The organism is Maribacter sp. UH1 (assembly GCF_056839145.1).
Genome location: NZ_CM166387.1, coordinates 2,524,256 through 2,551,250 on the forward strand (window position 1 = coordinate 2,524,256; position 26,995 = coordinate 2,551,250).

Here is a 26,995-nt window from a genome sequence, read left to right on the forward strand (position 1 = left end):
TGCATTGCGCAAGTAAGATGTGTGTATGTTTATTTTGGATAAAAGCTTAAGCCGGTGGGAGCATCGGCTTTTTTTGTGCCTTTATTTTAGTTAGAAAGGAATTGAGAGAACCATTTTCCAGAAGATTTTATTGTTCTTTTTAGTGTTTTAAAATCAATATATACCAACCCAAATCTTGGATGGTAACCTTCTGCCCATTCAAAATTATCTGTAAATGTCCACACGAAATATCCGTGAATATTTAAACCTGCTTGTTTTGCCTTTAAAACTTGAGTTAAATAGCGTTGTAGAAAGTCGGTCCGTTTCGTATCGGTAATGTTGTCACCATCTATCTTATCTTTAAAAGCGGCTCCATTCTCGGTGATAATTATTTTTTTTATTTGTGGGTAGTTGCTGAACTTTTCAATCATATTGTAAATACTAGGCGGGTAAACTTCCCAGTCCATCAATGTAGTAGCAACATTTCTTTTGCTGGCTTTTACAATCTTGGCTCTTATGTAGGGTACTAAAAGGCTGTATTTTACTTTTTCACGTGTATAGTTCTGAATTCCTATAAAATCAAAATCGAACTTACAATCATCCATATCCGTAGATTTAATATAGGGCTGTAGTTTTTTTAGTACGGGAGCTTCTTTTGTGGGGTAACCTAAACCAAGTGTTGGCTCAATGAATAAACGATTGAGTAAGGCGTCAACTTTAATAGCGGTTTTTCTATCTCTTTTATTCTGTCTATAGGGTGTAATCTGTGAACATGAAAATGTAGTGCCTATGTTGGCATTTGGTATCAGTCTACGAAGAATTCTACCACCTGCTGCCTGACAAAGAACTGCATGATGAGCGGCAGGTAAAAAGTTTTTCAATCCTTTTTTACCTGGCGCATGCACACCTAAAAAATATCCGGCACCAGTAAAAACCATAGGTTCGTTCATTACCATCCAATTTTTCACCCGGTCACCAAAAGCATTAGCGCATACTTGAGTGAACTCTGAAAACCATGTAACGATTTGTCTATTGGTCCATCCTCCTTTTTCTTCTAGGGTTTGAGGTAGATCCCAATGGTATAAAGTAATCCAAGGGGTAATATTTTGCTCCAAACAAAAATTTATGACATCATTATAAAATTGTATACCAGCTTCATTTATAGTACCTGTACCGTTAGGTAAAATCCTTGGCCATGAGATTGAAAAACGATAGTTATCAATATTCATGGATTTCATTAACAAAATATCTTCCTTGTACTTATGGTAGAAGTCACAAGAAACATTTGCATTTTCTCCGTTAAGAATCACTTTTGGTGTGGCGGTAAACTTGTCCCAAATAGAAGATCCTTTACCATGCAAATTGTGTGCACCTTCAATTTGATATGCTGCCGTAGATACTCCCCATGTAAAATCCTCACCAAAATCTGATGCGTTCAAAATGGTTTCTTTATGTTCTTTCAATGATATAGGATGCTTTTAGGGAATTACTCGATAGTCGAGATTTAATAGTTCCGATGCTCGTGTCTAAATTATAGTTACACTTTCAATTCAATGCCCGGCAAACTTGCTTCGTGGTTGTTTACTAGAGATTCTTCTAAAAGCTTAGAAACGATTTTATCTGTAATATCTGGGTAATTAACAGGTACTATTGTATCGGTTTCTAGCCAGTGTCTTACTTTGTCTAGATGCTTTTTTTTGAGCGATTTTATAACCGGAACGCCCATTTCTGCCAATGCCGTAGCATTGCATTGCTGTTCATACTGCCCTTTCATAGGTATTACGAGCAATTTCTTTTGCATGTAAAGACTTTCTGCAGGGGCTTCAAAACCAGCTCCACATAAAACACCTTTACTAGAGGCCATGCTTTTTACAAAAGCTTCATTGGTAATGGGTTTTATATGAATGTTTTTATTGAAATATTCATAGGTGTTGTGCTTGGAAAAAACTTCCCATTTTGCGCTCTTCATTTTGCTTAAAAAATTCAGTAATTTCTCATCACTAAATGAAGGTAGGTATACCGTGTAATGTTCCCCTTTTGTAATTGTTGCAGAACGAATGTCATCTCTGATTATGGGTGTGTAAATATTTTCTTCATAAGACTTAAAATGTAAGCCGTATTGTTTACTGGTAGGGGCGTAGTTGTTTAAAATCCATTTGCCCATTCTATCTTTTTTCTTTGGTTTTGGTGCTAGGTCAGATAAAACCGCGGCTTGGTGGCTAAAGCTATAACAGGGTTTGTTTTTTAACTTGCATGCCCATGCCGTCACTGGCTCAAAATCATTTATGATCAGGTCGTAATCTTCTACAGGAATACTCTTAATTTCTTTCTGCAAGCGCATAGAATTCGCCCTATAGTAAGTTTTCCAGACATCTACGCCTCCTTTTTTACCAAAAATGAAACTAAGCCCTTTTAACTGATATCTAACAGGGTAGGGTAGCTTGATATCCGCTTGTATGCCGCTAACCAAAATGTCTAACGAGATATTGTGTTTTAAAAGCGCTGGTATTACGTCTCGCGCTCTACTTAAATGTCCGTTTCCGGTACCCTGAATTGCATATAGTACTCTCATTTACTCTGCTGTGTCATTCCACTAATTCTAAACTCTTCTAGCAAACTTTGAAAAAGCTCTGCCTTTTCTAATACAAATGTTTCCTCCTTAATATCCTCTTTATGGTCTATGGTAAGCAGGTCTTCTAGATATGAATAGAGTTTCCACTTTCCATTATGGTATTCTAGTGCAGTTAAGTTTTCTATCCAATCTCCAGAATTAAGGTAGGTTACCTCACCTTTTTCTGTTTTTATATTACGAATTTCCGGTTGGTGAATATGACCGCAAATCACGTAGTCATATCCGTTCTCTATGGCAATATCCGCTGCTATCTGTTCAAAGTCATTAATGAACTTGACGGCAGATTTTACGCCGTTCTTAATTTTTTTGGACATAGAGATAGGTCCCTTGCCCATTTTCTTGCTAATGAAGTTTATAGCTCTATTCAATAGAATCAAGAAATCATAGCCTTTAGCACCAAGCTTGGCGACCCATTTAGAATGCTGCATGGTTACATCGAACACATCGCCATGAAAAATCCATGCTTTTTTATCTTCAAGCGGAATCACCATTTTGTTTACAATACTTAAAGAACCCATTCTATTTCCAGAAAACTTACGCAAAAGCTCATCATGGTTGCCTGTTACGTAATGAACTGGTATACCTTTCGCTACCCATTCTAATAAAAGCTTGATCACCTTCATATGGGATTTGGGCCAGTAGCGCTTACTAAATTGCCAGATATCTACAATATCACCATTGAGAATTACTTCTTTTGGCTTAATTGATTTCATATATTTTAAAAGTTCTTTGGCGTGGCAGCCATATGTTCCTAAGTGAACATCAGATATGACCACAATATCAACTGGTCTTTTTTTCATAAAATGGTTGGAGGTTTTTGAACTGAAACTTTTAAGAAAGTAAAGGGGGGCAGATTGACCTCCAACTTGGCATTAAATGCAAGAAGGGTATGTAAGAAAACGGTCAATTCAATAGATTTCATGTACTGAAACATATGACCGTAAAGTTTCAAAAAATAATAGAATAGATAGGTTACTGCTAACTTATTTTTGAGTTACCAGATTGTTATGTAATTGAATTTCAGTAGTGTGTTGGTTAACTATTTCTTTACCAATCTCACTTTAACCGATTTGCTTATAGGTGTTTTGCTACGGTCTGCGAAATGGTTATACGGCACTAAGACATTGGTTTCAGGAAAGTAAGATGCTAAATTACCTGACGGTATATTATATGGCACAACCTTGAAATTATGTGCGGTTCTAATAATTTCATCATAAGTGCTGGTAATATCTACAACATCTAGTTTGTTAAGCCCCACAGCTTTCATGTCATCAATATTCATGAAAATGATTCGTCGTGCATTATACACGCCTCTGTAACGATCATCTAAACCATAAATAGTGGTGTTGAACTGATCGTGAGAACGAATGGTCATTAACATGTACTCGTCTTTTTCCAATTTATGTTCTGGTAATTTATTTATGGTAAACTGAGCCTTTCCATTGGGTAACATGCTAAAGTCTAGCTCACGTACATTATTTGGTAAGTAGTAACCAGCACCAACAGAACGTTCTTCTGTTTTGTTGAAACCTTTAGCTACTTGGTCTATTTGGGTTCTTATAAGTTCATAATCTGTGCCTAAGGCTTTCCAGTTCATAGAATGACCTTCTCCAAAATAAGCATGCCCCATATTGGCAATAATCTCGGGCTCACTCATTATGGTGTCAGAGGCGGGTTTCAGAATTCCTTTAGAGCGTTTTACGCGACCCATACTATTTTCAACAGTAAAATGACGTGGTTTACCATCTTTCATGTCTTTCTCTGATCTACCAATAGTAGGTAGAATAAGAGCTGTTTTACCGGTAATTAAATGTGTTCTGTTCAGTTTTGTACTGATCTGTACGGTAAGGTCACAGTTTTGAATACCCTTTGCAGTATACTCGGTATCTGATGCTGCCATTAAAAAGTTACCGCCTAAGCACATAAATAATTTTGCCTTGCCTTCATACATAGCTTTTAGGGTGCCTACAACATCAACACCTTCGTGATCTGGAGGTGTAAAACCTAAGTGTTCCTTGATACGTTCGTTCATTGCCTTATCAACAAAATGCTGAATACCAACGCTGCGGTCTCCTTGTACGTTACTGTGCCCACGAACAGGGCAGGTACCGGTATTTGGTTTGCCTATCGCTCCCTTAAGTAAAAGAAGATTAATGAACTCTCTAATATTTTCTACACCATTTTTATGTTGGGTCAGTCCCATTGCCCAACACACTATAATTTTAGATTTGTTAGCTAGTAATGCTACGGTTTCATCTATTTTTTCTTCAGAAACGCCTGTTTGTGCCAGTAGTTCTTCTGAGTTGTAATTTTTTAAATCGGAAATTAAAGACTCATATCCATCGGTATATTTTTCAATAAATGCATGGTCAAAGACATCATTTGATTTTTCTTCTAACGCAACTAGTTTTTTTAATATCAATTTCACCAAAGGGATGTCTTGGTTAATGTTGATAGGTAAGTGAATGTCTGCCATGTCTTCACCACCACCTATCCATCCACCAACATGCTGTGGATTTTTAAAATTTACGAGACCAGATTCTTCAAGTGGATTAATGCTAATCACCTTACCGCCGTTCTGCTTGCATTTTTCTAAAGCAGATAACATTCTTGGATGGTTAGTACCGGGGTTTTGACCGGCAATCAAAATAACCTCGGCTTCGTAAAGGTCTTCCAAAGTAGTTGACCCTTTTCCTATCCCTAAAGTTTCGCCCAATGCAACACCGCTACTTTCATGGCACATATTAGAGCAGTCTGGTAAATTGTTGGTGCCTAGTGCACGTGCAAACATTCCGTATATAAAAGCTGCTTCATTACTTGATCTACCAGAGGTATAGAAAATAGCCTCATCTGGATTGTTCAATTTTTTTAATTCAGATGCTATTAAATCAAAAGCTGCTTGCCAAGAAATGGGTTCGTAATGAACACTACCTGGTTTTAAAACCATAGGTTCTACCAAACGACCAAATTTATTTAATTCGTAATCGGTTAGTTTAGATAATTCTTCAACTGAATTTTTTTGAAAGAAACTTGCGCCAATTTTTTCTGTAGTAGCTTCATCACCTAAGGCTTTTGCTCCGTTTTCGCAATATTCTGCAACAGGAGATGGATGTTCTGGATCTGGCCATGCACAACTAGGGCAATCAAAACCATCTTTTTGGTTCATGCTTAATAATGTACGCATGGATCGTAGAACGCCCATTTCTTTAAAAGTATGCTTTAAAGCTTCACGAACACCCAAATACCCTGCAGCATGGGTTATGGGTTCTTTTATTTCAATATCAAGAAATTCTTCAGATCCTCTAAAAGAGACGTTACGTTCGTTTTTTGCATTCATACTCTAAACTTAGTAAATGTAGAAGTAACAACAGTAACGAATGCAGCTAAAACTGCCTTAAATAGTGTTAATTATAATAGACTTAACTCAACTTTGGGTTCGGGTAATTGTCAGACTGATCTTCTATAGTATTATCCAAACATGTAAAATCTTTTTCTAATAATAGATAAAGATTATTTCCTGAAGTTGTTTTCATAGTATGGTCATAAGTAATAATATCGTTACTAAACCATATCTTACCATCTGTTTGCGGCATTTCTAAAACTACCGTATTGTTTTCAAAACTAACTTGAAGGTGGTCAATATCTTTTTTTAATACCACGCCGTAATTGAATTGTGCAGGACCAAAATTAGTTTTGTCAAATATTTCTCCTTCTTGAGATAGCGATTTTACTTCTGTTTGGGTTAGTCTAAACCGAACGGAATCACCTTTTATTCTAATTTTCATAGCTATAAATTGAGTTCACAACAAAAATAGACCATCTGACAACAAAATATAAGGGGTTGACATCAATTTGTTTTTAATACTTAACCTTACCTGTACATTTACAGTGTTATTAAAAACGAATTAAAATTTTTTCATTTTCATATAGTGTTCTCGTAAAAGAGTCCGGTCTGTTAAGATCGGACTCTTTTTAGTTTAGGTCATTTTTGAACATAAAAAAACCCATTAAACAATTATCTAATGGGTTCTGCTATACGTTATGAAAATTTATTTCCAAATAGGAGCAGGGTATTTACCTGAATCCGATTTTTCTTTTAAGCTGTTCATTGCTTTTTCTTTATCACTTGCATAAGTTACACCAAACCAATCTCCACCAGAAGGAATACATTTCACTTCAATTTCATTTGCTTGTAACATTTCCTGTATCATTAGAGGAATGTAAAGCTCGCTATTTGCTATGCGGTCTTCGTCTTTCAAGAATATTCTAAATTCAGATTCGATCTTATCAAAGATAGATGGTCTACAAACCCAAAAATTCATACTAGCTTGTTCGTCACCGGTAAATTCTAGATTGGTATCTTCATCTACAATGCTATTTTCTTTTTGTACAAGTTTAAGTCGCTCTTGTACAGAAACCAGATTGTCGCCATTTACTTCACAAACACCTCTAGAAACTGAGCCATGTTCAGACAAAGTATCTTTTAGCGTATAACCTAAAAGTGCATATGCGCTATCATCGGTTTTCATAAAATCAGCTGCTTTTTTATAAGCAGATTGTCCATAAAAATCATCGGCATTAATTACAACAAATGGTCCATCGATCACTTTTCTTGCTGTCCAAACTGCATGAGCGGTACCCCAAGGTTTCTTGCGTTCACCAGTGAAAGTAACCCCATCAGGTAAATCAGTAAGTTCTTGTGCAAGAACATTTAGTTTTATATTGCTTGGTATTCTTTTAGAAAGGTGCTCCTCTAAAAAAGAAACGTTCTCTTTTTTTGTGATAACTACAATTTGTTCAAAATTATTCTGAATGGCATCGTAAATGGCAAACTCCATTAAAAACTCACCATTAGGTCCTAAATCATCAAACTGTTTTAGCTTTCCATATCTACTACCGCTACCGGCAGCCATTAAAAGTAATGTCATAATTTTCTGTATTTACCGGGCAAAAATAGCGAATGTGATTAAAATTCGTACAAAATATTGATTGTAACATCTATAAACTTGATGATTAGTTAATATGGATCGGTAACTTTTTATAAATTCAAAGTTCATAAACTACGTGACTAAATGGCAACTAGAAGAAATTTTATAAGAAGTACATCATTGGCAGGTATGGGACTATTTGCAGTACCAGGTTTTGCACATAATAGTTTTAGCGCTGCAGATAAATTGAATGTTGGTTTAATTGGTGTAGGTTTGAGAGGAACCAACCATTTGCAGAATTTATTGCTTAGAAAAGATGTAAATGTCACTGCAATTTGTGATGTGGACGATGAGAGAATAAAAATTGCCAATAAACATATAGCTGATGCAAAAGGCAAGCATCCAAAAGTATTTGGTGCAAATGAATATGATTATAAGAACCTATTGGCTTTACAAGAGGTTGACGCCGTAATTATTGCTACACCTTGGTTATGGCACACACGCATGACGGTAGATGCTATGGAAGCCGGTAAATATGCAGGAGTGGAAGTTTCTGCCTCTAATACGCTAGAAGAGTGTTGGGATTTGGTAAATACCCATGAGCGCACAGGCACCCACATGATGATTTTAGAAAATGTGAATTACCGTAGAGATGTGTTAGCGGTGTTGAATATGGTGAAACAAAACGTATTTGGTGAAATGGTGCATTACAGATGTGGCTATCAGCACGATTTACGTCATGTAAAATTCAATGATGGTAAAACAGCTTATGGTAAGGGTGTTGAATTTGGTGAAAAAGGAATATCGGAATCTAAATGGCGTACCGAGCATTCCGTAAAAAGAAATGCAGATGTATACCCAACTCATGGTTTGGGTCCTGTAGCCGTAATGGCAGATGTTAATCGTGGTAATCGGTTTATATCAATGACCTCGCATGCATCTAAAGGTATTGGGCTACACAATTATATTGTAAAAGAAGGAGGGGAAGAACACCCTAATGCAAAAGTAAAGTTTAAGCAAGGCGATGTAATTACTTCAACCATTAATACCGCAAATGGAGAAACCATTATCATTACCCATGATTGTAATCTACCTAGACCTTATTCTTTAGGATTTCGTGCGCAAGGTGCAAACGGACTCTGGGAAGTTGATGGTAGCAGAATTTATGTGGAAGGGAAATCTGAACCACATCAATGGGATGATGCGCAACCTTGGTTAGAAACATATGACCACCCGCTTTGGAAAAAATATGGGGAATATGCATTAAATGCAGGGCATGGCGGAATGGATTTTTTTGTATTGAACTCCTTCGTAGAATCTGCTAAGCAGAATATTGCTCCACCTTTAGATGCTTATGATGCTGCGGCATGGAGTGCGGTAACACCGCTTTCAGAAGTTTCGATTGCCAATAACGGTGAGCCTCAAGATTTTCCAGATTTTACTCGAGGCCTTTGGATGAAAAGGAAACCTTACGAATGGATGAAGGAATCTTATTAAAGATAACTTTAACTAGCTTTCGCTTCATTCAGGTTTTTTTTGTCTTCGTGGTTAAAATTGTTATTCGCAATAGTTATTTGTGGGTCGTTATCATTTACTTTTTGACGGCTATTGGAACTTATCGCTTTTAGAATATCCTGAGCAAAAGTAATTGCAAGAATAACAGTACCAATTCCAATTAATGTCAATGGATTGATGAAGTAATCACTAAAAGAGAAGATACCAATAATCAATAAAGTAGAAAAGGGTAACGAACAAGCCAAAATATTTAAACCAAAGTTTACATCAAAAGTTGGCTTTGGGTGCTTGTCCTTATCTTCCATAGATTGTATGGCACTCATATGGGCAAATGGCCAAAAACTACAAGCACTTTGTGGAAATACCACCAATAGTAAAATCATGGCAGGTGTTAATGACGGTAAAATAAAAGCAAAAACTCCGCTAAGTAAAAATGCTAGACCACTTCTACGTAATAGCATGGATAAGATTAGTTTAAACTCCCCCGAATTTATTCTAACTGCCATACCAATAAATAGCAGAACTAAAGGGGTCATTAAGCCTTTTATACTTAACGCAGTGTTTTGAAAAAAAGTAGGAAGAGAAGAAAGGTTCAATCCAAAACCTAGCATAACCAAACCTACTACAATAACCATGTTTATAGGTTCATTGATCAATGATACCATTAGACCTTTTAGTTTGCTTTTAGATGATTCTTTTTTCTCTGTAATTGAGTTCTTGCGATACCAATGCATGGCTAACATATACAGTAGTATCAAAACGAATATTTTATTTCCAATATCTGCAAGTGCGGCTAATGCTAAGGTATCGTCACCTAAGTAAGCTACAATAAATGGAAAACAAGAAAGACCAGGCGCAGTAGATGGCAATAGCATCATCAAGGTCCGTTTTTTACTATTCTCTTCGTTAGGTAATGAAGCTGCTAAAAAATATTTACTAGCGAGTAACATTAACAAATTGAAGGTCAAGGCCATTAATGGGTAGGCCAATAAAGTTCCGTTAAGCTCTATTTTTAGAAGTGCAACAAAGATTGTTGCAGGTAGAGCAACACTTAATATTAAGACTTTAACTCCTTTTAAATCTTGCTTGGCTACCTTTTTCTGTAGAAGTACACCAAGACCTATAATAAGTATTAATTCGAGGGTTTTTTGTAGTGCAAAATTCATTTTCGAGTGTTTTTGTTTGAGTAGATAGATGAATTATGAATAGTCCGTAGGAGTTGAATTTAGATTTTTGTTGTCAAGGCAATTATCCGCACATTCAACTCCTGGACTAATTCAAACTTAAACTAGCACTTTTTCAAGGGCAGTTGTAAACAGCTTCATTTCATCCATAGTACCCATACTTACACGGCACCAGTTTTTTCCGTAGATTTCAAAAGCTCTAACACCAACACCTTCGGCGGTCATTTTTTCTAAGAAAGGTTTACCGTCCATTTCTATTGGAAATATGATAAAACTTGTAGAAGAAGGCACATATTCGAACCCTAATCTGTCAAGATTTTCATAGACATATTCCCTACATTCTTTATTCAATTTTCTAGATTTATCCTTGAAAGCAATATCTTCCATACTTGCCATTGCAGCATATACAGACGGTAAGGATATACCCATACCACCACGTGTAATTTTTTGTATGATGTTTAAAGTTTCCGGTTGCGCAACTACGTAACCAACACGTAAACCTGCCATACCCTGTATTTTAGAGAATGTACGCGCAATGATTACATTTTTACCTTCGTTGATCAATGATACCATACTCTTTTTAGCAGCATCGTCTAAAAAACCTAAATATGCCTCATCAACAAAAATCGGAGTCTTTTCAGATACGCGAGAACAGAAATCTATCAGCTCTGCATGGTCTGTCATACTACCCGTTGGGTTATTTGGGTTACAGATGTATACCAATTTTGTGTCATCATCAACAGCAGCTTCCATTGCCGCTAGATCGTGAGACCAGTCTTTCTTTAATGGAATTGGTTTCCAAGTAGCACCTGTAGCCTGAGCTACTTTAATCAACGACATGTATGCAGGGTCTGCAGAAACAATGTTTCCTCCATTTTGAAAAAATACCATGGCTGTTTTTTCCAATAGATCAGAAGATCCAGGTCCCATCATAATATTCTCTTGCTTTACACCCTCTTCTACAGCGATCTTATCCATAAGTTGATACAACTCTTTCCAAGCATATCTGTTACCTTTTGGTGCATATTCCTGCATAGCGGAAACAGCCATTGGTGAAGGTCCGTAAGGATTTTCGTTTGCATTTAATTTTGCTGCAAGCGCTAAAGGTTCTGTTGGTGCATATGGTAAATACTCTTTAAAAAACGGAGTGTACGGTATGTTTCCTTTTGCATCTAATGCAATAGGTTGTGATGGGAAAGCCCCATAGGTCAAATAAGGTGCTGCCATTACACCTGCTGCTGTGAGAACGCCTTTTTTAAGCCAATCTCTTCTGTTTACATTTGTTTTCATACTGTGCTATATTTAAGTTAAAAAATTTCTAGTTTGAATCTACCGGCGTAGCATTGGCACCTATATTTCCTTCGGCAACAACAGTGTCATCGACTGTGCTCAATGCAATGCTTACATGTGCGTCTAGTGTTTCTAAACTGTCGTAGAACGATGTGTCCGTAATGAGAAAGAACTTGTTTTCAGTAAGTTCTCCAGTAGTTCCGTCTACATCATCTAACGTTGTTAAAACCGAAGTACCAACGCCAACAGCTCCATCAATAATCACTGCTGGGTGAAAGGTGTCCTCTATGGTATTGTACATTGATATCTGTACCAATGTTTGCTCTAAATCGGTCTTCCAGAATACGATTCTTCCAAAAACATTGGATCCCATTGGGTCTGTAGAATCTATGGTATAGGCTGTAAACGTATCTAAGGTGCCACCGCCTTCGGCTGCCTCTTGAGCTGAATCTAGCCGTTCTAAATCGCACGACCCGAATGTTATTAAGATTACAGTTAATACACTTAACTTTTTTATATATGTCTTTATCATTTTCTTAATTTTTAATATTAAACATCAATTAGAAGCTTAGTGTAGCCCTTACTGAATAAAAAGCCCCTAGAGATCCTTGTTGTGCATTACCGTATAGGTAAAAACCTCTTTCTTCTGATCGATATAAATCGGGATAATTATTGAAAATATTTTGTCCTGTAAGGGTAAAGGCTAAGTTCTCAGAAGCCTTATATGTAATCCCTAAATCAGAGGTAACCTGAGCCGAAAATGTTTGATCAGAATAACCTTGTTCTCCAACATTTGGAAAGTTAGCATCGGTCAAGGTGCCAATTCCATCATCTATTCTAGCGATTTCCCCAAAATAGTTACCTCTTAGCATTCCGGACCATTTTCCTATGCTATAGGTTGCAGAAGCAATAAATTGTGTATTTGGAACACCTTGCTCATACGCACCTATTACGGCACGGTCAATATAAAGGTCTTCAAGTTCTTGATCGGTCAAAACCGTATTCAAGTCAGGAACGTTTGCACCTTCAAAAGTTCTGTCTGATAGTAATCCGGATACGTTTAGATTCAACATTCCTTCACCAACTCTTTCACTATAGTTAGCTACAATTTCAATACCTTTTGTGCTGATATCACCACCGTTAATTCTAAAACTTGCCAAACCAGCACCTATAAGTGGTTCTAAAGCTGGTGCGTCATCTGCGCTAAAGTTACCAGTACTGAACAAGCGGTCTTTAATATCTATTTGAAAGGCATCAATACTAAGGTCTAACTTATTAAAAAGTTTTGCGGTAATTCCTAAACCAATGTTAGTAGATCTTTCTTCCTGTAACTGTTGAATACCTATAGTTTTTGCGACTTGACTGCTATTTGGGTACAGTGTTCCGTCAAACGGTTCTAGATCAACAAAAAAGGTAAACGTATGTGAGTAATTCAATTCTTGTAATGATGGTGCTCTAAAGCCATTACTGATTGATCCTCTAACTGATAAATTATCTGTAATAGAATAACGAGTAGCAAATTTTCCGGTAAAAACTCCGCCAAAATCGGTGTATTGTTCTGTACGTAACGCACCACTTACAAACCATTTGTCTGTAACATCTAATTCAAGGTCTAGATAAAGTCCTGTAACCGAACGAAACTCATTTGCCTCGTTCTCAGGTGCAAAACCTCTAAAACATTGACAATTTGGACTGTATTGAAGTACAGGATAGGAGCTAACACCACCATAAGGTAGTACAAGAGCATCTCCATTGCCATCAACAATTGGACTGCCGTCCAAACCTTCTAAAGGAAAACCATCTGGTCCAATAAGTTGTTGGTTGTCTTCTGTTGCAGTAATAACACCTGCATCGCCTGCAGCATAACTTTCTTCTTGTCCTCTTTCTATAATATAGTTCTCAATTCTAAATTCTCCTCCAATAGCTATGTTAAGGCCAGATAAGAAATCTGGATAGTATCTAGAAAGGTCAAAGTTGGTTGTGTTCTGTGTAAATTTGTGCGTACCCAAATCCATTTCTGTTGGTGAAGCGGATTGTAAACTGGCGTTAAACGTATTAAATTGTCCAAGTCTTTGAGTGTTAGTGCCAAAGGTGTTGCTGAAATCAAAATCCCATTCACCTACTTTTCCTTTAATACCACCTGTAAAAGCCAAATTGGTTTGATCATTGGTCATTTGTGGTCTAAAACCGTTAGGATACAGGTCATAATTGAAACGATCGGTTTGTGCTGATCTTCGATAAAAACATCCAAATAGCTGACCGGATTTATACCCAAAATCACCAAAGGAATAAAAACTGCTTTCAGACGATTCAGAAAGTGGTATTTCTAGATCATAAGAAACTACGCCCAATACACTTGGTGATAAACCTGCAAAGGTTGATATGTCTCTTGCGGTAAGGCCACGTGCAGCAAGTAGTCCTGCATCTGTCTGTAATTCTGCGGCAAGTGCAGCATCTCCAGCTGTTTGTGCTGCCAATAATTCAGGATTGGTTATTATAGGGTTACCCTGTGCATCAGTTCTTTCATTATTTAGATAAGAGTCTCCATAAGGTGTAGCGCCGCTAATATTTGGGCGAATTGCTGCTTCATTTTGACGATAGGTTCCTGCAACGTTAAGATATCCTCCGTTTTCAAAAGAGGTTCCGTAATTGATTCCAAGTTGATGTGTTATACCATCTGCTCCGTCTGTATCGTTAAGCAAATCTTGGTCAGATTGGCTAATATTGGAATCACTGATATCTGGATTGGAATTGGTATAAAACCCGGCAGTGTAGTTTGCAGTGAATTTGTCCGTGCCTTTTCTGGTAACTATATTGATTACCCCTGCAATAGCGTCAGAACCATATTGTGCTGAGGCACCGTCCCGTAAAACTTCCACACGCTCTATAGCATCTAAGGAAATGAAATCCATATCAACTGAATTTGCAGATCCACCTGTTGCCGAACTTATTAATTGTGCTCCACTATGGCGTCTTTTGCCATTAACTAGAACCAATAACTGATTGGGGCCTAAACCTCTTAAAGAAGGAGGTGTAACCGAAGCACTAAGGTCACCCCCCTGCGATCTAACAGCCGTAAACGATGGTGCGGAAGCAACAAGTAATTGACCAACATCCAATTGTGGCATGTTAATGGCCTGTTTACTTACGCTTATAACATCTACAGGAGATGCGGTCTGTAATTTTGTTCTTGCTTGTCCTCTTGAACCTACTACTACAGTTTCTGTCAATTGTTGTGCGGATTCTTCAAGAATAGCATTAATCGTTGTTTTACTATTTACGGGTATTTCTAGTTTGGCATAACCTATAAAAGAATATACAAGTATGGCATCACTTGATGCCGTAATGGAGTAAAGTCCATCAAAATCTGTAATGACACCTTTAGTGGTTCCTTTGACCATAACGTTAACGCCGGGCAAGGGTCCTTGTGTGTCAGACACTTTACCGTTAATTGTAATTTCCTGTGCTTGTGCTACGAATAGTGTACATAGTAACAAGAAGGATAATGTTAGAATTTTCTTCATAATCATGTGAGTTTAGTTGTTGCTCAATAGTATGCCTACCTAAAAAGCGTTTCTGTGGTTAGCAGAAATACTACTGGGGGAATACCTTATGCGTAAAAGAAAAGTTCCGGATACTTTACAGGTCATAAAATCATGTTATTAAGTGATAGTATGACTTAGACAATATTATAAATTGTTCTAGGGATAACAAAACACGTATTTTTTTAAATACCTGCTATTTAAAGTGTTATGAAGTTTTATTTTAAATTATTGATAGTTTTTTAAGTAAAAACTATCAATAATTTAGATTATTAGATTTTTGAAAATCAAAATCTAACAATTTGATATTACCGCCTAAAAAAGTGCTTTTTATGTAATTAATAATTTCAGAAGGAGAAAATAAATAATAACGCATTAATTGGCTATTTTATTGTCATATTAAAACTAAATATTAGATAAGTATAAATTAAATTTGTTAAAAAGGGTTAAATACCTACAATTGTTCAATAAATATTCAGCTTTTATTGAAATAGCCATTTAAACCAACAGGACATATGAGGAACAAATTAGACCAAGTTGATTTTAGTATTTTAAACATTTTAGCAGAAAACGCGCAGACCCCCTATACAGATGTAGCCAAGAAATTAATTGTTTCTCCTGGTACGGTACATATGCGAATGCGTAAAATGAGAGAAATGGGTTTGATTACTGGAGCTACCCTTAGTCTAGACTATGCTAAGATGGGATGGAAGATGACTATTTTCTTAGGTATTTTTTTAAGTGAAATCAGCTTGTTTAAAAAGGTAATGGCACGGTTGAATGAAATTGAGGAAGTGGTTAAAATACACCACGTAACCGGAAAATACGATGTCTTTATAAAGATGCATGCAAGAGATAGCTTTCACTACAAGCAGGTATATCAAGATGAAATTCTAAGTATTTCAGGTATACGTGGTATAGAATCATTTATTTCTATAGAAGAGAATTTAGAACGCCATATTCAATTCGTAGAAGTTGAGGAAGATTAATTACAGTAGTTTCATTTCTTTTGGATTCCAATTAACAGGTTGTTTTGTAGAATAGCTTTCGTTTGCCAAAAGTGCTGCGCCTGCAGCTCTTAGTCCAAATCTAGGATCTTGAATTACTTTTCCGTTTTTTCTAATGCTGGTGAAAAAATTATAGAAATGATCATAATGAGCTCCTTTATAATCTCTTGGTGCTTTCCAGGTTGTTGTGCCGGTCGCCAAGCTACCAGCTCTAGTATTTAATTTTTTAGCTGCATACTCATCTCTAATTTTAGCTTGCATATCTTCTGTAAATGATATCATGGAATATCCACTAGGCTCCATGCCCAATTTAGAACGATTTACGGTAACTGAATTCTGACCAATTTCCATCTCGCCCTCGGTGCCAATTAATTTAAATCCGCCTCCACCGCCACTACCTGCAATGAAGTTAATGCGAAATGCAGCATTAAAAGGAGCATGGGTTTCGGTCTTTGGGTAATCGTACAGCGTTATAGAAACATCTGGGACATCTCTTCCGTCTTTCCAATAGCGAAGACCTCCGGTTGCCAAAGCTCTGTTAGGACCGTCTGAACTAATGACGTAATTTAAAGTGGAAAATGCATGAACAAATAGATCACCAGCCACACCAGTACCATAATCTTGATAATTTCTCCATCTAAAAAAACGGTTGTTATCATAAGCTACTTTTGGAGCGCTGCCCAAAAATGTATCGAAATCAACTGTTTCGTTGTCCGCATCTGTGGGAATAGGATATTGCCAAGCCCCTTCAGATGAATAACGGTCATTATACATATCCAGCATTACTATATCGCCAATGGCACCATCTTCATAAAGTTCCTTTGCTTTTTCATTACCAAGCGATGCCATACCTTGGCTACCTATTTGGCAGATTTTACCAGAACTCTTTTGTGCCTTTATAATCTCTTGCCCTTCATTAAAATTCTGTACCATTGGCTTTTCGCAATACACGTGTTTACCTGCTTTTAATGCTGCTACGGTGATAGTTTGGTGCCAATGATCGGGAGTTGCAATTATTACGGCATCAATATCTTTTCTATTTAAAATTTCGCGGTAGTCTCTTGTTACAAAAATAGCGTCGCCCCAAAGTTCTTTTGCACGATCTAGCCTGCCAGTGTATAAATCACATGCGGCTATGAGTTTTACACCTGCTACTTGCAACGCGGCCTGGGTATCATAAATGCCTTGTATGCCCGTGCCGATCAAGGCTATGTTAATTTGGTCATTTATGCTATAATTTTGAAAAGAATAATTTCTTTTTAAGAGCTGAGGTTCATTTTTTGATGCTGCAAGTAGAAATGGAGTTGTGCTTAAGGCAGCAGAGGTTATTGAAGCTTGTTTTATAAACGACCTTCTAGAATTCTTTTTTGTCATGATGGATAAGTGTTGAAATTAGTTGTTGTTGTAAGCTATTAAAAATACCGATTAATTATGGTCTAAGGTCTATGGTGTCATATCCTAATCTTGGATTTTTCATTTCCTTAAGCCCAACGCTAGGTGTTTTACGGTCATTCACCTGTATAATTGACCAATTGACAACATTTATGAAATAAATGGCATTATTTTTTTCAAGAACACCGTAATTTTGCAGTCCCTTAAAAAAGACAATTGTTGAAAGATATACTTATAGCAGCACTTTGGAGCATCTCGCCATTAGGAGAGGCTAAGGTAGGTATACCCTATGGTCTGCTACAAGGGGCTAACATTTACGTGGTATTCGTAGTTTGTTTTTTAGCAAATGTGATGGTATTTCCTATCATGATGTTTTTTTTAAATACAGTGAATAGGTATCTATTGAGATGGCATTTCTATAAAAAAAATGCATTATTTGTAGCAAGAAGGGCAAAAACTGGATCTGGTGATCAAATTAAGAAGTATGGTTTTTTTGGACTTATATTTTTCGTAATGTTGCCTGTGCCAGGTACTGGTGTTTATGCCGGTAGTATTGCTAGCTACCTATTTAAAATTGAAAGAAAGAAAGCCTTTTTGGCGAATACGATAGGTATATTTTTATCTTCTTTGATAGTTTGGGCAACTACTTTGTTGACCATGAAGGGAATGGCATAATATGTAATTTCCAAGATTTTTTATCCATTTTTTTTGTGAATAACTATACCCAATTTTAATTTCATTAACTGACTTGTCCTTTTAAATTTGTAGCTTTTTTTGAGCTATGGATACCCTTAAAATTGGAGACAAATTATATAATGTTGAACAGAACGGATTCAGCGATTTTGCACGTTATTCTTTTTCTGAAGTAGTACGACTTACCGAAACCTTAGCGGTTTTAAAGAATGGGGTAAGACTTATTAACAGACCTAAACAGTCCTATATTATGGAAGATGTTGGCTATTCTGTTAATAGGAATAAGGGCTCGCATTGGCATATTGTTTCTTTAAAAGCAATTAGAAATGCCCAGATAGAAAATGAAAAAATACGGATTCATGATTGGTTTGAAGAGAAGCAATTCACTTTAAAAGAGAAGCAATATATCTATAAATTGTTCAAAGCTGATGAGGGGCAATAATATTTAAAAGTAGTATAGTTATTACAAGAAATGAACAGACCGTTTTTTAATTAAAAAACTCTTATTACCTTTACGGCGTTGTGTTGTGTCTCAAAGCAATTTGAGGCAATTGTGTTTATCGAATTTAATCGATAGAACCCAATGAAAGGCTTTCCATTAAGGGAGGCTTTTTTTGTTTTAACCCTATAGTTTATGTATCACGTAATGCAATAATGAGGCGGCTAATTTTGCCGTTTGATCGTCAATGTCATACTTAGGGTTTAATTCTACCACATCTAAACCCACTAATTTCCCGGACTCTATAATAAGTTTTAAACTTTCAATTACAATGTCTGGAGAAAAACCCATGGGTGAAGGTGCGCTTACACCTGGTGCAAAAGCTGAAGAAAACCCATCTAAGTCTATTGTAGTGTATACATAATCCACATCCTCAAGAAATTGAATAATCCTTAATTGTACATGTTCAAGGTAGTTCATGTTAAAGTACTCCTGAAAGAGGTAGTTGACTTGGTGCAACTCTGCGAATTCAAATAAATCTTTGGTATTGGCATCTTTACGTATGCCTAAAGGCATGTATTTGATAGACTGACCATTTTTATTATGGTCTAAGGCAATTTGGTAAAATGGGGTGCCAGAATTATTGCCATTTGTATTTGACCTTAAATCAAAATGAGCATCAAAATTTATAATTCCTATTTTTTCTTCGGGTTTTATATGTTGTAGTAACCCATTATAATGAGCATAAGATAAATCATGACTACCTCCAATAAGTATTGGGGTTGTTCTATTTTTTATTAAAAAGCTTACTGCATTGGCACATTCTTTCTGTAGTTCTTCTAAGTTTTGATGTTTACATTCTAAATTTCCAAAATCTATTAGCTGTGTATCTTTTTCTAAATGATTAGGCATTTTACCTAATTGCTTTCGAATAGCATCAGGACCCAAGGCTGAACCAACTCTTCCCAGGTTGCGTCTAACTCCTTCATCGCTATTATAGCCTAATAATGCAATAGTCTTATTAGTGGTAGCTGAGTAAGATTCGTTTAGGTTAGAAAATGATACTTTTTCGTGCAGATAAAGTTGTTGTTCAGAGCTTCGTCCAAACCAATTATCGGTATTCGCTAACTTATAAGTAGACATATCATTCTTTTTTTGGAATCATGAATCTTGAACTTCCTGATAATCTGAGGGAATTAAAATTCTAAAAAGTGTTTTAGCTAAACGAAAAAGTAATACTAATCTTACTTTTTACTATGTTAAATGTGAAGATTTAGTTTAATGTTGCCTTAATCTTTAAAATAAATCTTCTAGAAGCTTGTCTGCCACCAAGGTAGGGAAGGTTATTTTTAGAGTTTTTGTTCGTTCCATTTCTCGTTTCAGAGCAAACATAGCCTCTTTGTTTCTTGCCCAGCTACGTCTAGCTATTCCGTTGTTTACATCGTAGAATAGCATGTTTTTCAATTTACGTGCGGCATCTTTAGATCCATCTAACACCATACCGAAACCACCATTGGTGACTTCTCCCCAACCAACGCCGCCGCCATTGTGTATAGATACCCAAGTTGCTCCTCTAAAACTATCTCCAATAACATTATGTATTGCCATGTCTGCTGTAAATTTACTACCGTCGTAAATATTGCTTGTTTCTCTGTACGGTGAATCTGTACCACTAACATCATGGTGGTCCCGACCTAAAATTACAGGAGCACTTAATTCTCCATTTTCAATTGCTTCGTTAAAAGCCAAGGCTATTTTTGCCCTTCCTTCAGCATCTGCATATAAGATTCGTGCTTTAGAACCAACAACTAGCTTGTTTTGCTCAGCTTCGGCTATCCATTTAATATTGTCTGATAGTTGCTGTTGAATTTCTGCAGGAGCATCCTTTTTAATTTCCTTTAGTACACGTAGTGCAATGGCATCGGTTTTTTGTAGATCTTTTATTTTTCCAGAAGAGCATACCCAGCGAAATGGTCCGAAACCATAGTCGAAACACATGGGACCTAAAATGTCTTGCACATACGACGGATACTTAAAGTCTATTTCGTTTGCTGCCATTACATCTGCCCCAGCTCTTGAGGCTTCCAATAAAAAGGCGTTGCCATAATCAAAGAAATAGGTGCCTCTTGCCGTATGCTGATTGATGGCATCTGCATGTCGGCGTAGCGAATCCTGCACTTTTATTTTAAATGCGTCAGGATCTTGATTCATCATCTCATTAGATTCTTGAAAAGTTAACCCTACAGGATAATAACCACCTGCCCACGGATTATGCAAAGAAGTTTGGTCTGAACCAAGGTGAATAAACAGATTTTCCTTGTAAAATTCTTCCCAAACTGTAACTACATTTCCAATAAACGCCAGAGAAACGACTTCATTCTTAGATTTAGCTTCCTTTGTTCTAGCAATTAAAATAACAATATCATCGATAACCTCATCTACCCAGCCTTGCTCATACCTCTTTTTTGCGGCAAGGGGATTCACTTCTGCGCAAATAGTAATGCATCCGGCTATGTTACCAGCTTTTGGTTGTGCACCGCTCATTCCGCCTAATCCTGCAGTTAAGAATATTTTTCCATTGGGATTTTCATCCGACTTCAACACCTTTCTAAAAGCATTCATAACGGTGATCGCTGTACCGTGAACAATACCTTGCGGACCTATATACATATACGAACCCGCTGTCATTTGACCATATTGAGTGACACCTAGTGCATTGTATTTTTCCCAATCATCTTGTTTGGAGTAATTCGGAATCATCATTCCGTTTGTGACCACAACTCTTGGTGCTTCTTTGGATGATGGGAATAATCCCATTGGGTGACCGGAATAAATATGTAAAGTCTGCTCATTGGTCATTTCTGACAAGTATTGCATAGTTAATAAATACTGAGCCCAATTCTGGAATACAGCACCGTTACCTCCATAGGTTATGAGTTCTTGCGGATGCTGTGCTACTGCCGGGTCCAAATTATTTTGAATCATGAGCATGATGGCTGCAGCGTGACTAGTCTGTGCCGGATATGCTGAAATAGCACGGGCATGCATATCATAAGATGGTTGAAAGCGATACATGTAAATTCTACCATATGTCTGTAACTCTTCAGCAAATTCAGGAGCCAATAGCGCATGCCAGTCCGCCTTGAAATAACGCAGTGCATTTCTAATTGCCAATTGCTTCTCTTCTTTAGAAAGTATCTGCCTTCTATTTGGCGCATGACTAACCGCTGAAGAACGCTCCTTTTTTGGAGGTAATTCAGTAGGTATCCCCATCTGTATTTGAGCTTTAAAATCCATCATTAATTTTTAAATATATTTATCTGGTTTTGGTTAGAGGTTTATTTTCTAACAACCAACAACCAACAACTATTTATGTCTATCAAAAACCAACTCACCATTTTTCCAAATCATACACGGTTTTAGATTTCCTTGATTGTACAGAATATCTTGATAATTATCTGAATGAAAAACGGCTAAATCCGCTAGTAGTCCCGCTTCCAATTTTCCTCTGTCTTCTAGTTTCAATGCTGCTGCAGCTCTAAAGGTGATTCCTGCCAAGACCTCGGCATTCGTTAATTTTTGAAATGTTCCCATAATACTGGCTTGGGTCAGTAAATCGCCCATTGGTGCGGATCCTGGATTATGATCACTGGCGATGGCAAGTGCTGCTCCCGCATCTAACAGTCTACGTGCGGGAGTAAAATTACATCCTAATCCTATGGAAGCTCCCGGAAGTGCTACGGCAATGGTATCGCTGTTTGCTAAAAGTGCTATTTCTGTATCTGTACTAGCTTCAAGATGGTCTGCGCTAATGGCTTTATGGTTCACGGCAACTTTGCTTCCGCTTGTTGAGAACTGGTCCGCATGTACGGTAATGTCAAAATCCAGGTCGTCCGCTTTCGAGAAATACGCTTGAATATCATCAGCAGAAAAAGCGCTTTGTTCTATAAAAGCATCCATTCTATGGGTTAGATTTTCCTCTTTAAGAACAGGGAAAAGCTCCTCAGAAATCATTTTTAAATATTCCTTCTCTGAGCCATTAAAATCTTTGGGTAACATATGCGCTGCAAGGCATGTACCTATCAATTCTGGTAATGCCTTTTCATTAGCTTCTCTAATTGCGCGAAGCATTTTCAATTCGTCATCTATTGTTAATCCGTAGCCACTTTTAACCTCTAGTGTTGTGGTGCCGTTTTTTAAATGGCGATTGGCTCTTTTTATGGTGTTTTTGGTCAATTCTTCAGTACTCGCCTTTCGGGTTTCGGTAACGGTGTCCCAAATACCACCACCGGCTTTTGCAATTTCTAAGTATGTTTTACCTGCATTTCGCATGGCGTAATCTTTTGCACGCGAGCCACCAAAACAGATATGGGTATGGGCATCTACAAAGCCAGGGAGACAAACATGATTTCCTTTTAATAATTGGATGTCCGCTGCTGGATATTTCGATTTTAAGTCTTCAAAATTCCCTGTGGCAAGTATTAGGTTATTTTCTATCACAATTCCGCCATCAGCGATCACTTCAAGCTCATGGTCGGCAATTGCACCTTTTAATGCCATGCCGGTCATAGGAATGATTTGTTTAAACGGACCTATAAGTGTTCTTTTTGTCATTAGATTAGTAGTTTTCGAACTCTTCTGAGTGTTTTGTCTTTAAAGATATGTTATGTTCTGCTTGTACACGGTCTATAACTTTAAGTATGGTCTGATCTTTTATCATAGCAATACCTTTTTCAATATCGTCTGCAAATACGCGGTCTTTACTTGCAAAAGCTACTTGCTCGCGAACCGCATTATGTACCTCGTCTAAATAAATGCCCGATTTCAAAGGCTTTCTAAATTCAAAAGCTTGAGCAGCGGTCAGTAATTCAATTGCCAATATCTTTTCAACATTACCAATAACATGCAAAGCCTTTCTACCACCAATAGAGCCCATGCTCACATGGTCTTCTTGACCTAATGAAGTAGGAATACTATCTGCGCTTGATGGAAAGCAAAGTCCCTTATTTTCACTTGCCAATGCTGCGGTAGTGTATTGTAAAATCATGTAACCAGAATTGATGCCGGTGTCGTTCATGAGCAATTTGGGTACACCGGGACTATTACCTTCTAAGGAAAGATAAATACGTCTGTCTGAAATATTACCGATTTCCGATGCAGCTAAACAGGCATAATCCAAGGCCATTGCTAATGGCTGACCGTGAAAATTACCACCACTTATAGTCAATTCTTCATCTATAATTACAGGATTGTCGGTGACCGAATTCAACTCTACTTCCAATAATTCTTTTAAATGTAACCATGCTGTTCTTGAAGCACCATGCACCTGTGGAATACAGCGGATGGAGTAGGGGTCTTGGACTTTCTCACAATCTACATGGGCTTCCATGATTTCTGAACCTTTTAATAATTTCTTTACTCGTTTGGCCACATGCACATTCCCTTTAAATGGACGCAGTGCATGAAGCTCGTTATAGAATGGTTTTACAGAACCCTGTAAACCTTCTATCATCATGGCGCCAATAACATCTGCCTGAGCTAAAATAGAATGTAATTGGGCTACTACTTTTACGGCATGTGCCGCTATAAATTGTGTGCCATTTATCAATGCCAGTCCTTCTTTTGGTCCCAATTCAATTGCCTCCAGTCCTGTTTTTTTGAAAAGGGCTTCGGTCGTAATGGTTTCATCTTTGTATTCTACCTTACCTAAACCAATAAGTGGTAAGAATAGGTGGGATAATGGCGCTAAATCTCCTGATGCACCAACAGAACCTTGCGATGGCACTATAGGAATGGCATCATTTTCTATATGCCAAATAATACGTTTCAGTGTTTGTAATGCTATCCCAGAATATCCTTTTGCCAACGATTGTGCTTTAAGAATCAGCATTAATTTTGCAATGTCTTTTGCTATAGAGTCACCAACACCTACACTGTGACTCTGAAGTATATTGCTCTGTAAAATATTAGTTTCTGACTTTGATATTTTGGTGGTACATAATGGTCCAAAACCTGTATTAATGCCATAAACAGGATGACCTTTATCTACAATGTTCTGTACAATTTTCCAGCTTTTAGTTATTTTATCTTCTGTAGGTTTAGACAGTATGGGGCTAATTTTACCATGAACAATTTGCATTGCTTTACCGGCTGTTAGCCAATCTTCGCCCAATTTAAATGTCTGTTTGCTCATAGCTATCTGTCTTGAATGTTCTAATTAAAATTAATGACTATTTTTGATACTTGGTAATATCATTTTTATCATTAATTAATAACTATGAGTAATCAGATAGAATTGCGTCACCTGACCTATTTCCTAGCTGTAGCGCAAGAATTACACTTTAGAAAGGCTGCAGAAAAATTATTCATTTCGCAACCGGGACTTAGTAGGCAGGTGAAGCAGATGGAAGAGATATTAGAGACCCAATTATTCGAAAGAAATAAGAAAAAAGTGGCATTAACACCCGCTGGTCACTACTTAAAAAAGGAGGTTGAATATATTTTCAACCATCTAGAAAAAGTAGAACGTCAATTGAAGTTGGTTGGCGATGGTAATAGTGGCGAACTGCGTATTGGTTTTTTAGGTTCTGCGATGCAACAGATAATACCCGAATTATTACTTGGATTAAAGGAAAACTACCCAAAAGTGAAAACATCTTTAGAAGAACTCTCTAATGTTTCCCAAGTAGATGCTGTTTTAAAAGATAAATTGGATATAGGTTTTGTGCGGGTTTCAAGGGTACCAAGTACCTTGGAAATGAAAACAGTATTTACGGACACTTTTTCGCTAGTGTTGCCAGAAAGATACCCCATGCTTACTAGGGAATTTGATGGAATGCAACGATTTGCCAATGAAGATTTCATTCTGTTTAGTCAGGCTTATAGTCCGTTGTATTATGACACTATCATGAGTATTTGTAAAGATGCTGGTTTTGCACCTAAAGTTTCTCACAAATCGGTTCATGCGCATACTATTTTTAAGCTGGTAGAAAATCACATGGGTATTGCCATTGTACCTACTTCTTTGCAAAACGGATTTCAAATGAGGGTGAAATTTGTGGAGTTAAATGATATTCCCCAACGAGCAGAACTATCGGTTATTTGGAAAAAGGAACATACCAACCCTGTTCTTAAGAATTGTATGGAGTTACTTTTAAAAGATAAGTTTTAATACTTATGTAACATAGAATGAGGTTTTCAAATCTTAATTTTACTTTGGTTACAAAAGGGAGAAAATAGAAAATAGAGAATAGAAAAGAGAAATTAGGCGTGCTGCGCTTAGCGTAATGCGCACCGCGAATAAACGAAAATATGATATTTGATATAATAAAGAAGAGACGATCGGTATTTCCGGTACAGTATAATGATACACCAATAGCGAAGGCAGATATAGAAAAGGTCTTAGAAGCGGCAAACTGGGCTCCAAACCATAGGTGTACAGAACCATGGCGATTTAAAGTAATTCAAGGTGAGGTACAGGCCAGACTTGGTGCGTTTTTGGCAAAGAAGTATGAGGAGCTTGATCCTAAGCCAAAAGCAATGAAGATTAAAAAGTTGCAGGAAAACCCTAAAATGGCCGGAGCTATTGTAGCAATTTGTATGCAAAGAGATATAAATGAATCAGTACCTGAATGGGAAGAAGTGGCGGCGGTTGCTATGGCAGTACAGAACATGTGGTTGCAATGTACAGAAATGGGCATTGGATCCTATTGGTCTTCACCGGGACTCATAAAACACATGGGTGAGTTTTTAAGTTTAGCCGAAGGTGAAAAATGCCTAGGATTTTTCTACATGGGTAATTTCGATGGCGAATTGACCGATGGTAAACGCGAGCCTATTGAAAGTAAAACAGAATGGATAACGGAGTAATATCTCCTTTAATTAAAAAATGGAAATAGGGTGTTACTATGCTCCCAAGCTTTTGAAACGAAGAGTCCTAAATAAACAATGGCGACCATAAATTTCAAAAAAGTACCCGTTAAAAATCCTAAAAAAGATCCAAAAGCCGCTTTAGTAGCGGTTTTTTTGTCCGCTTTATTCAGTAGTTCTCCTACTAAAGCACCAACAAAAGGCCATATAATAATTCCGAAGGGTCCTAGAACTGGGAATATTAAAGCAACCAATAATCCTACCGTGGTTCCTATAACTCCCGCTTTCGTACCTCCAAACTTCTTTGTTCCTATTGCTGGTATTACGTAATCTAATCCGAAAACGACTAAGGCTATAGCTAGTGTAATACCTAAAAACGTCCAATTCATGGTAATTGCGCTTGTAGAGTAAAGTAGCAGCAAACCCACCCAACTGATTGGTGGTCCTGGTAAAACGGGTAAAAAGCTTCCTAAAATGCCTACAAGCATTAAAAGAAATCCTAGTACTAATAAAAATATATCCATT

22 protein-coding genes are annotated in these 26,995 nt (G+C 37.1%); 6 read left to right on the forward strand and 16 right to left on the reverse strand.

Going from position 1 to position 26,995, the window contains the following annotated elements; genetic code table 11:
- Positions 1 to 86: 86 nt before the first annotated feature.
- The 6 genes from UH1x_RS10940 to UH1x_RS10965 form a co-directional block, all read right to left on the reverse strand.
- Entirely contained in the window at positions 87 to 1,442 is a 1,356-nt protein-coding gene (locus UH1x_RS10940) for a GH1 family beta-glucosidase (protein ID WP_482621723.1), read from the reverse strand.
- Positions 1,443 to 1,516: 74 nt separating this feature from the next.
- Positions 1,517 to 2,551 (reverse strand): glycosyltransferase family protein, encoded by a 1,035-nt coding sequence (locus UH1x_RS10945; protein WP_482621724.1) that lies wholly within the window; start codon positions 2,549 to 2,551, stop codon positions 1,517 to 1,519.
- The gene (locus UH1x_RS10950) at positions 2,548 to 3,411 is read right to left on the reverse strand and encodes a UDP-2,3-diacylglucosamine diphosphatase (RefSeq protein ID WP_482621725.1); all 864 of its coding nucleotides are present in this window, start codon (positions 3,409 to 3,411) and stop codon (positions 2,548 to 2,550) included. Before UH1x_RS10950 ends, UH1x_RS10945 begins: the two co-directional genes overlap by 4 nt.
- Positions 3,412 to 3,650: 239 nt before the next feature.
- Positions 3,651 to 5,948 (reverse strand): FdhF/YdeP family oxidoreductase, encoded by a 2,298-nt coding sequence (locus UH1x_RS10955; protein ID WP_482621726.1) that lies wholly within the window; start codon positions 5,946 to 5,948, stop codon positions 3,651 to 3,653.
- 82 nt (positions 5,949 to 6,030) lie between these two features.
- Positions 6,031 to 6,396, reverse strand: coding sequence for a DUF7009 family protein (locus tag UH1x_RS10960; protein ID WP_482621727.1), 366 nt, complete (start codon positions 6,394 to 6,396; stop codon positions 6,031 to 6,033).
- 264 nt (positions 6,397 to 6,660) lie between these two features.
- Positions 6,661 to 7,539 carry a nucleotidyltransferase family protein gene (locus tag UH1x_RS10965; protein ID WP_482621728.1) on the reverse strand — a complete coding sequence of 293 codons (879 nt, stop codon included), beginning with the start codon at positions 7,537 to 7,539 and terminating at the stop codon, positions 6,661 to 6,663.
- Between the two features lie 144 nt (positions 7,540 to 7,683).
- Here UH1x_RS10965 and UH1x_RS10970 point away from each other — a divergent pair, with 144 nt between their 5' ends.
- The gene (locus UH1x_RS10970) at positions 7,684 to 9,036 is read left to right on the forward strand and encodes a Gfo/Idh/MocA family protein (protein ID WP_482621729.1); all 1,353 of its coding nucleotides are present in this window, start codon (positions 7,684 to 7,686) and stop codon (positions 9,034 to 9,036) included.
- Between the two features lie 8 nt (positions 9,037 to 9,044).
- Here the strand turns inward: UH1x_RS10970 and UH1x_RS10975 are convergent, their stop codons facing one another.
- From UH1x_RS10975 to UH1x_RS10990, 4 genes are all read right to left on the reverse strand, one after another.
- Positions 9,045 to 10,220 carry an AEC family transporter gene (locus UH1x_RS10975; protein WP_482621730.1) on the reverse strand — a complete coding sequence of 392 codons (1,176 nt, stop codon included), beginning with the start codon at positions 10,218 to 10,220 and terminating at the stop codon, positions 9,045 to 9,047.
- Between the two features lie 117 nt (positions 10,221 to 10,337).
- Positions 10,338 to 11,528: a pyridoxal phosphate-dependent aminotransferase gene (locus tag UH1x_RS10980; protein WP_396632300.1), complete on the reverse strand. Its 1,191-nt coding sequence runs from the start codon at positions 11,526 to 11,528 to the stop codon at positions 10,338 to 10,340.
- Positions 11,529 to 11,556: 28 nt separating this feature from the next.
- The gene (locus UH1x_RS10985; protein ID WP_282074617.1) at positions 11,557 to 12,060 is read right to left on the reverse strand and encodes a hypothetical protein; all 504 of its coding nucleotides are present in this window, start codon (positions 12,058 to 12,060) and stop codon (positions 11,557 to 11,559) included.
- 28 nt (positions 12,061 to 12,088) lie between these two features.
- On the reverse strand, positions 12,089 to 15,052 hold the full coding sequence (locus UH1x_RS10990) for a TonB-dependent receptor (protein WP_482621731.1): 2,964 nt from the start codon (positions 15,050 to 15,052) through the stop codon (positions 12,089 to 12,091).
- A gap of 533 nt (positions 15,053 to 15,585) precedes the next feature.
- Between UH1x_RS10990 and UH1x_RS10995 the strand changes: the two genes are divergently transcribed.
- Positions 15,586 to 16,059 (forward strand): Lrp/AsnC family transcriptional regulator, encoded by a 474-nt coding sequence (locus UH1x_RS10995; protein WP_348353385.1) that lies wholly within the window; start codon positions 15,586 to 15,588, stop codon positions 16,057 to 16,059.
- On the opposite strand, the gene UH1x_RS11000 is transcribed toward UH1x_RS10995, so the two are convergent.
- Positions 16,060 to 17,451 carry a Gfo/Idh/MocA family protein gene (locus UH1x_RS11000; RefSeq protein WP_482621732.1) on the reverse strand — a complete coding sequence of 464 codons (1,392 nt, stop codon included), beginning with the start codon at positions 17,449 to 17,451 and terminating at the stop codon, positions 16,060 to 16,062.
- Between the two features lie 234 nt (positions 17,452 to 17,685).
- On the opposite strand from UH1x_RS11000, the gene UH1x_RS11005 reads away from it, so the two are divergent.
- Both UH1x_RS11005 and UH1x_RS11010 read left to right on the forward strand, forming a co-directional pair.
- Positions 17,686 to 18,144, forward strand: coding sequence for a COG2426 family protein (locus tag UH1x_RS11005; RefSeq protein ID WP_482621733.1), 459 nt, complete (start codon positions 17,686 to 17,688; stop codon positions 18,142 to 18,144).
- Between the two features lie 106 nt (positions 18,145 to 18,250).
- On the forward strand, positions 18,251 to 18,604 hold the full coding sequence (locus UH1x_RS11010) for a hypothetical protein (RefSeq protein WP_036151705.1): 354 nt from the start codon (positions 18,251 to 18,253) through the stop codon (positions 18,602 to 18,604).
- 183 nt (positions 18,605 to 18,787) lie between these two features.
- On the opposite strand, the gene hutG is transcribed toward UH1x_RS11010, so the two are convergent.
- The 4 genes from hutG to hutH form a co-directional block, all read right to left on the reverse strand.
- A complete protein-coding gene (hutG, locus tag UH1x_RS11015; RefSeq protein ID WP_482621734.1) occupies positions 18,788 to 19,744 on the reverse strand; it encodes a formimidoylglutamase in 957 nt (318 codons plus the stop codon).
- 153 nt (positions 19,745 to 19,897) lie between these two features.
- Complete coding sequence (locus tag UH1x_RS11020; RefSeq protein WP_482626504.1) at positions 19,898 to 21,898, reverse strand: urocanate hydratase; 2,001 nt, start codon at positions 21,896 to 21,898, stop codon at positions 19,898 to 19,900.
- Between the two features lie 69 nt (positions 21,899 to 21,967).
- Positions 21,968 to 23,215: an imidazolonepropionase gene (gene hutI / locus UH1x_RS11025; protein ID WP_482621735.1), complete on the reverse strand. Its 1,248-nt coding sequence runs from the start codon at positions 23,213 to 23,215 to the stop codon at positions 21,968 to 21,970.
- Positions 23,216 to 23,219: 4 nt separating this feature from the next.
- The gene (gene hutH, locus UH1x_RS11030) at positions 23,220 to 24,794 is read right to left on the reverse strand and encodes a histidine ammonia-lyase (protein ID WP_482621736.1); all 1,575 of its coding nucleotides are present in this window, start codon (positions 24,792 to 24,794) and stop codon (positions 23,220 to 23,222) included.
- Positions 24,795 to 24,878: 84 nt separating this feature from the next.
- Here hutH and UH1x_RS11035 point away from each other — a divergent pair, with 84 nt between their 5' ends.
- Positions 24,879 to 25,772 (forward strand): LysR family transcriptional regulator, encoded by an 894-nt coding sequence (locus tag UH1x_RS11035; protein ID WP_482621737.1) that lies wholly within the window; start codon positions 24,879 to 24,881, stop codon positions 25,770 to 25,772.
- 140 nt (positions 25,773 to 25,912) lie between these two features.
- Positions 25,913 to 26,470: a nitroreductase family protein gene (locus tag UH1x_RS11040; protein WP_482621738.1), complete on the forward strand. Its 558-nt coding sequence runs from the start codon at positions 25,913 to 25,915 to the stop codon at positions 26,468 to 26,470.
- Positions 26,471 to 26,478: 8 nt separating this feature from the next.
- Here UH1x_RS11040 and UH1x_RS11045 read toward each other — a convergent pair whose 3' ends face one another.
- Positions 26,479 to 26,994 carry a DUF456 domain-containing protein gene (locus UH1x_RS11045; protein WP_482621739.1) on the reverse strand — a complete coding sequence of 172 codons (516 nt, stop codon included), beginning with the start codon at positions 26,992 to 26,994 and terminating at the stop codon, positions 26,479 to 26,481.
- Between the last annotated feature and the right edge of the window lies 1 nt (position 26,995).

Excerpts from the sequence above, each read along its gene's own strand:
- UH1x_RS10995 (WP_348353385.1), top strand. The coding sequence starts at position 15,586 with ATGAGGAACAAATTAGACCAAGTTGATTTTAGTATTTTAAACATTTTA.
- UH1x_RS11000 (WP_482621732.1), bottom strand. The coding sequence starts at position 17,451 with ATGACAAAAAAGAATTCTAGAAGGTCGTTTATAAAACAAGCTTCAATA.
- UH1x_RS10960 (WP_482621727.1), bottom strand. The coding sequence starts at position 6,396 with ATGAAAATTAGAATAAAAGGTGATTCCGTTCGGTTTAGACTAACCCAA.
- UH1x_RS10985 (WP_282074617.1), bottom strand. The coding sequence starts at position 12,060 with ATGATAAAGACATATATAAAAAAGTTAAGTGTATTAACTGTAATCTTA.
- UH1x_RS10965 (WP_482621728.1), bottom strand. The coding sequence starts at position 7,539 with ATGACATTACTTTTAATGGCTGCCGGTAGCGGTAGTAGATATGGAAAG.
- UH1x_RS10990 (WP_482621731.1), bottom strand. The coding sequence starts at position 15,052 with ATGAAGAAAATTCTAACATTATCCTTCTTGTTACTATGTACACTATTC.
- hutG (WP_482621734.1), bottom strand. The coding sequence starts at position 19,744 with ATGTCTACTTATAAGTTAGCGAATACCGATAATTGGTTTGGACGAAGC.
- UH1x_RS10945 (WP_482621724.1), bottom strand. The coding sequence starts at position 2,551 with ATGAGAGTACTATATGCAATTCAGGGTACCGGAAACGGACATTTAAGT.
- UH1x_RS11020 (WP_482626504.1), bottom strand. The coding sequence starts at position 21,898 with ATGGATTTTAAAGCTCAAATACAGATGGGGATACCTACTGAATTACCT.
- UH1x_RS10980 (WP_396632300.1), bottom strand. The coding sequence starts at position 11,528 with ATGAAAACAAATGTAAACAGAAGAGATTGGCTTAAAAAAGGCGTTCTC.
- UH1x_RS11045 (WP_482621739.1), bottom strand. The coding sequence starts at position 26,994 with ATGGATATATTTTTATTAGTACTAGGATTTCTTTTAATGCTTGTAGGC.
- hutH (WP_482621736.1), bottom strand. The coding sequence starts at position 24,794 with ATGAGCAAACAGACATTTAAATTGGGCGAAGATTGGCTAACAGCCGGT.
- UH1x_RS11010 (WP_036151705.1), top strand. The coding sequence starts at position 18,251 with ATGGATACCCTTAAAATTGGAGACAAATTATATAATGTTGAACAGAAC.
- UH1x_RS10970 (WP_482621729.1), top strand. The coding sequence starts at position 7,684 with ATGGCAACTAGAAGAAATTTTATAAGAAGTACATCATTGGCAGGTATG.
- UH1x_RS11040 (WP_482621738.1), top strand. The coding sequence starts at position 25,913 with ATGATATTTGATATAATAAAGAAGAGACGATCGGTATTTCCGGTACAG.
- UH1x_RS10950 (WP_482621725.1), bottom strand. The coding sequence starts at position 3,411 with ATGAAAAAAAGACCAGTTGATATTGTGGTCATATCTGATGTTCACTTA.
- UH1x_RS11035 (WP_482621737.1), top strand. The coding sequence starts at position 24,879 with ATGAGTAATCAGATAGAATTGCGTCACCTGACCTATTTCCTAGCTGTA.
- UH1x_RS10955 (WP_482621726.1), bottom strand. The coding sequence starts at position 5,948 with ATGAATGCAAAAAACGAACGTAACGTCTCTTTTAGAGGATCTGAAGAA.
- hutI (WP_482621735.1), bottom strand. The coding sequence starts at position 23,215 with ATGACAAAAAGAACACTTATAGGTCCGTTTAAACAAATCATTCCTATG.
- UH1x_RS10975 (WP_482621730.1), bottom strand. The coding sequence starts at position 10,220 with ATGAATTTTGCACTACAAAAAACCCTCGAATTAATACTTATTATAGGT.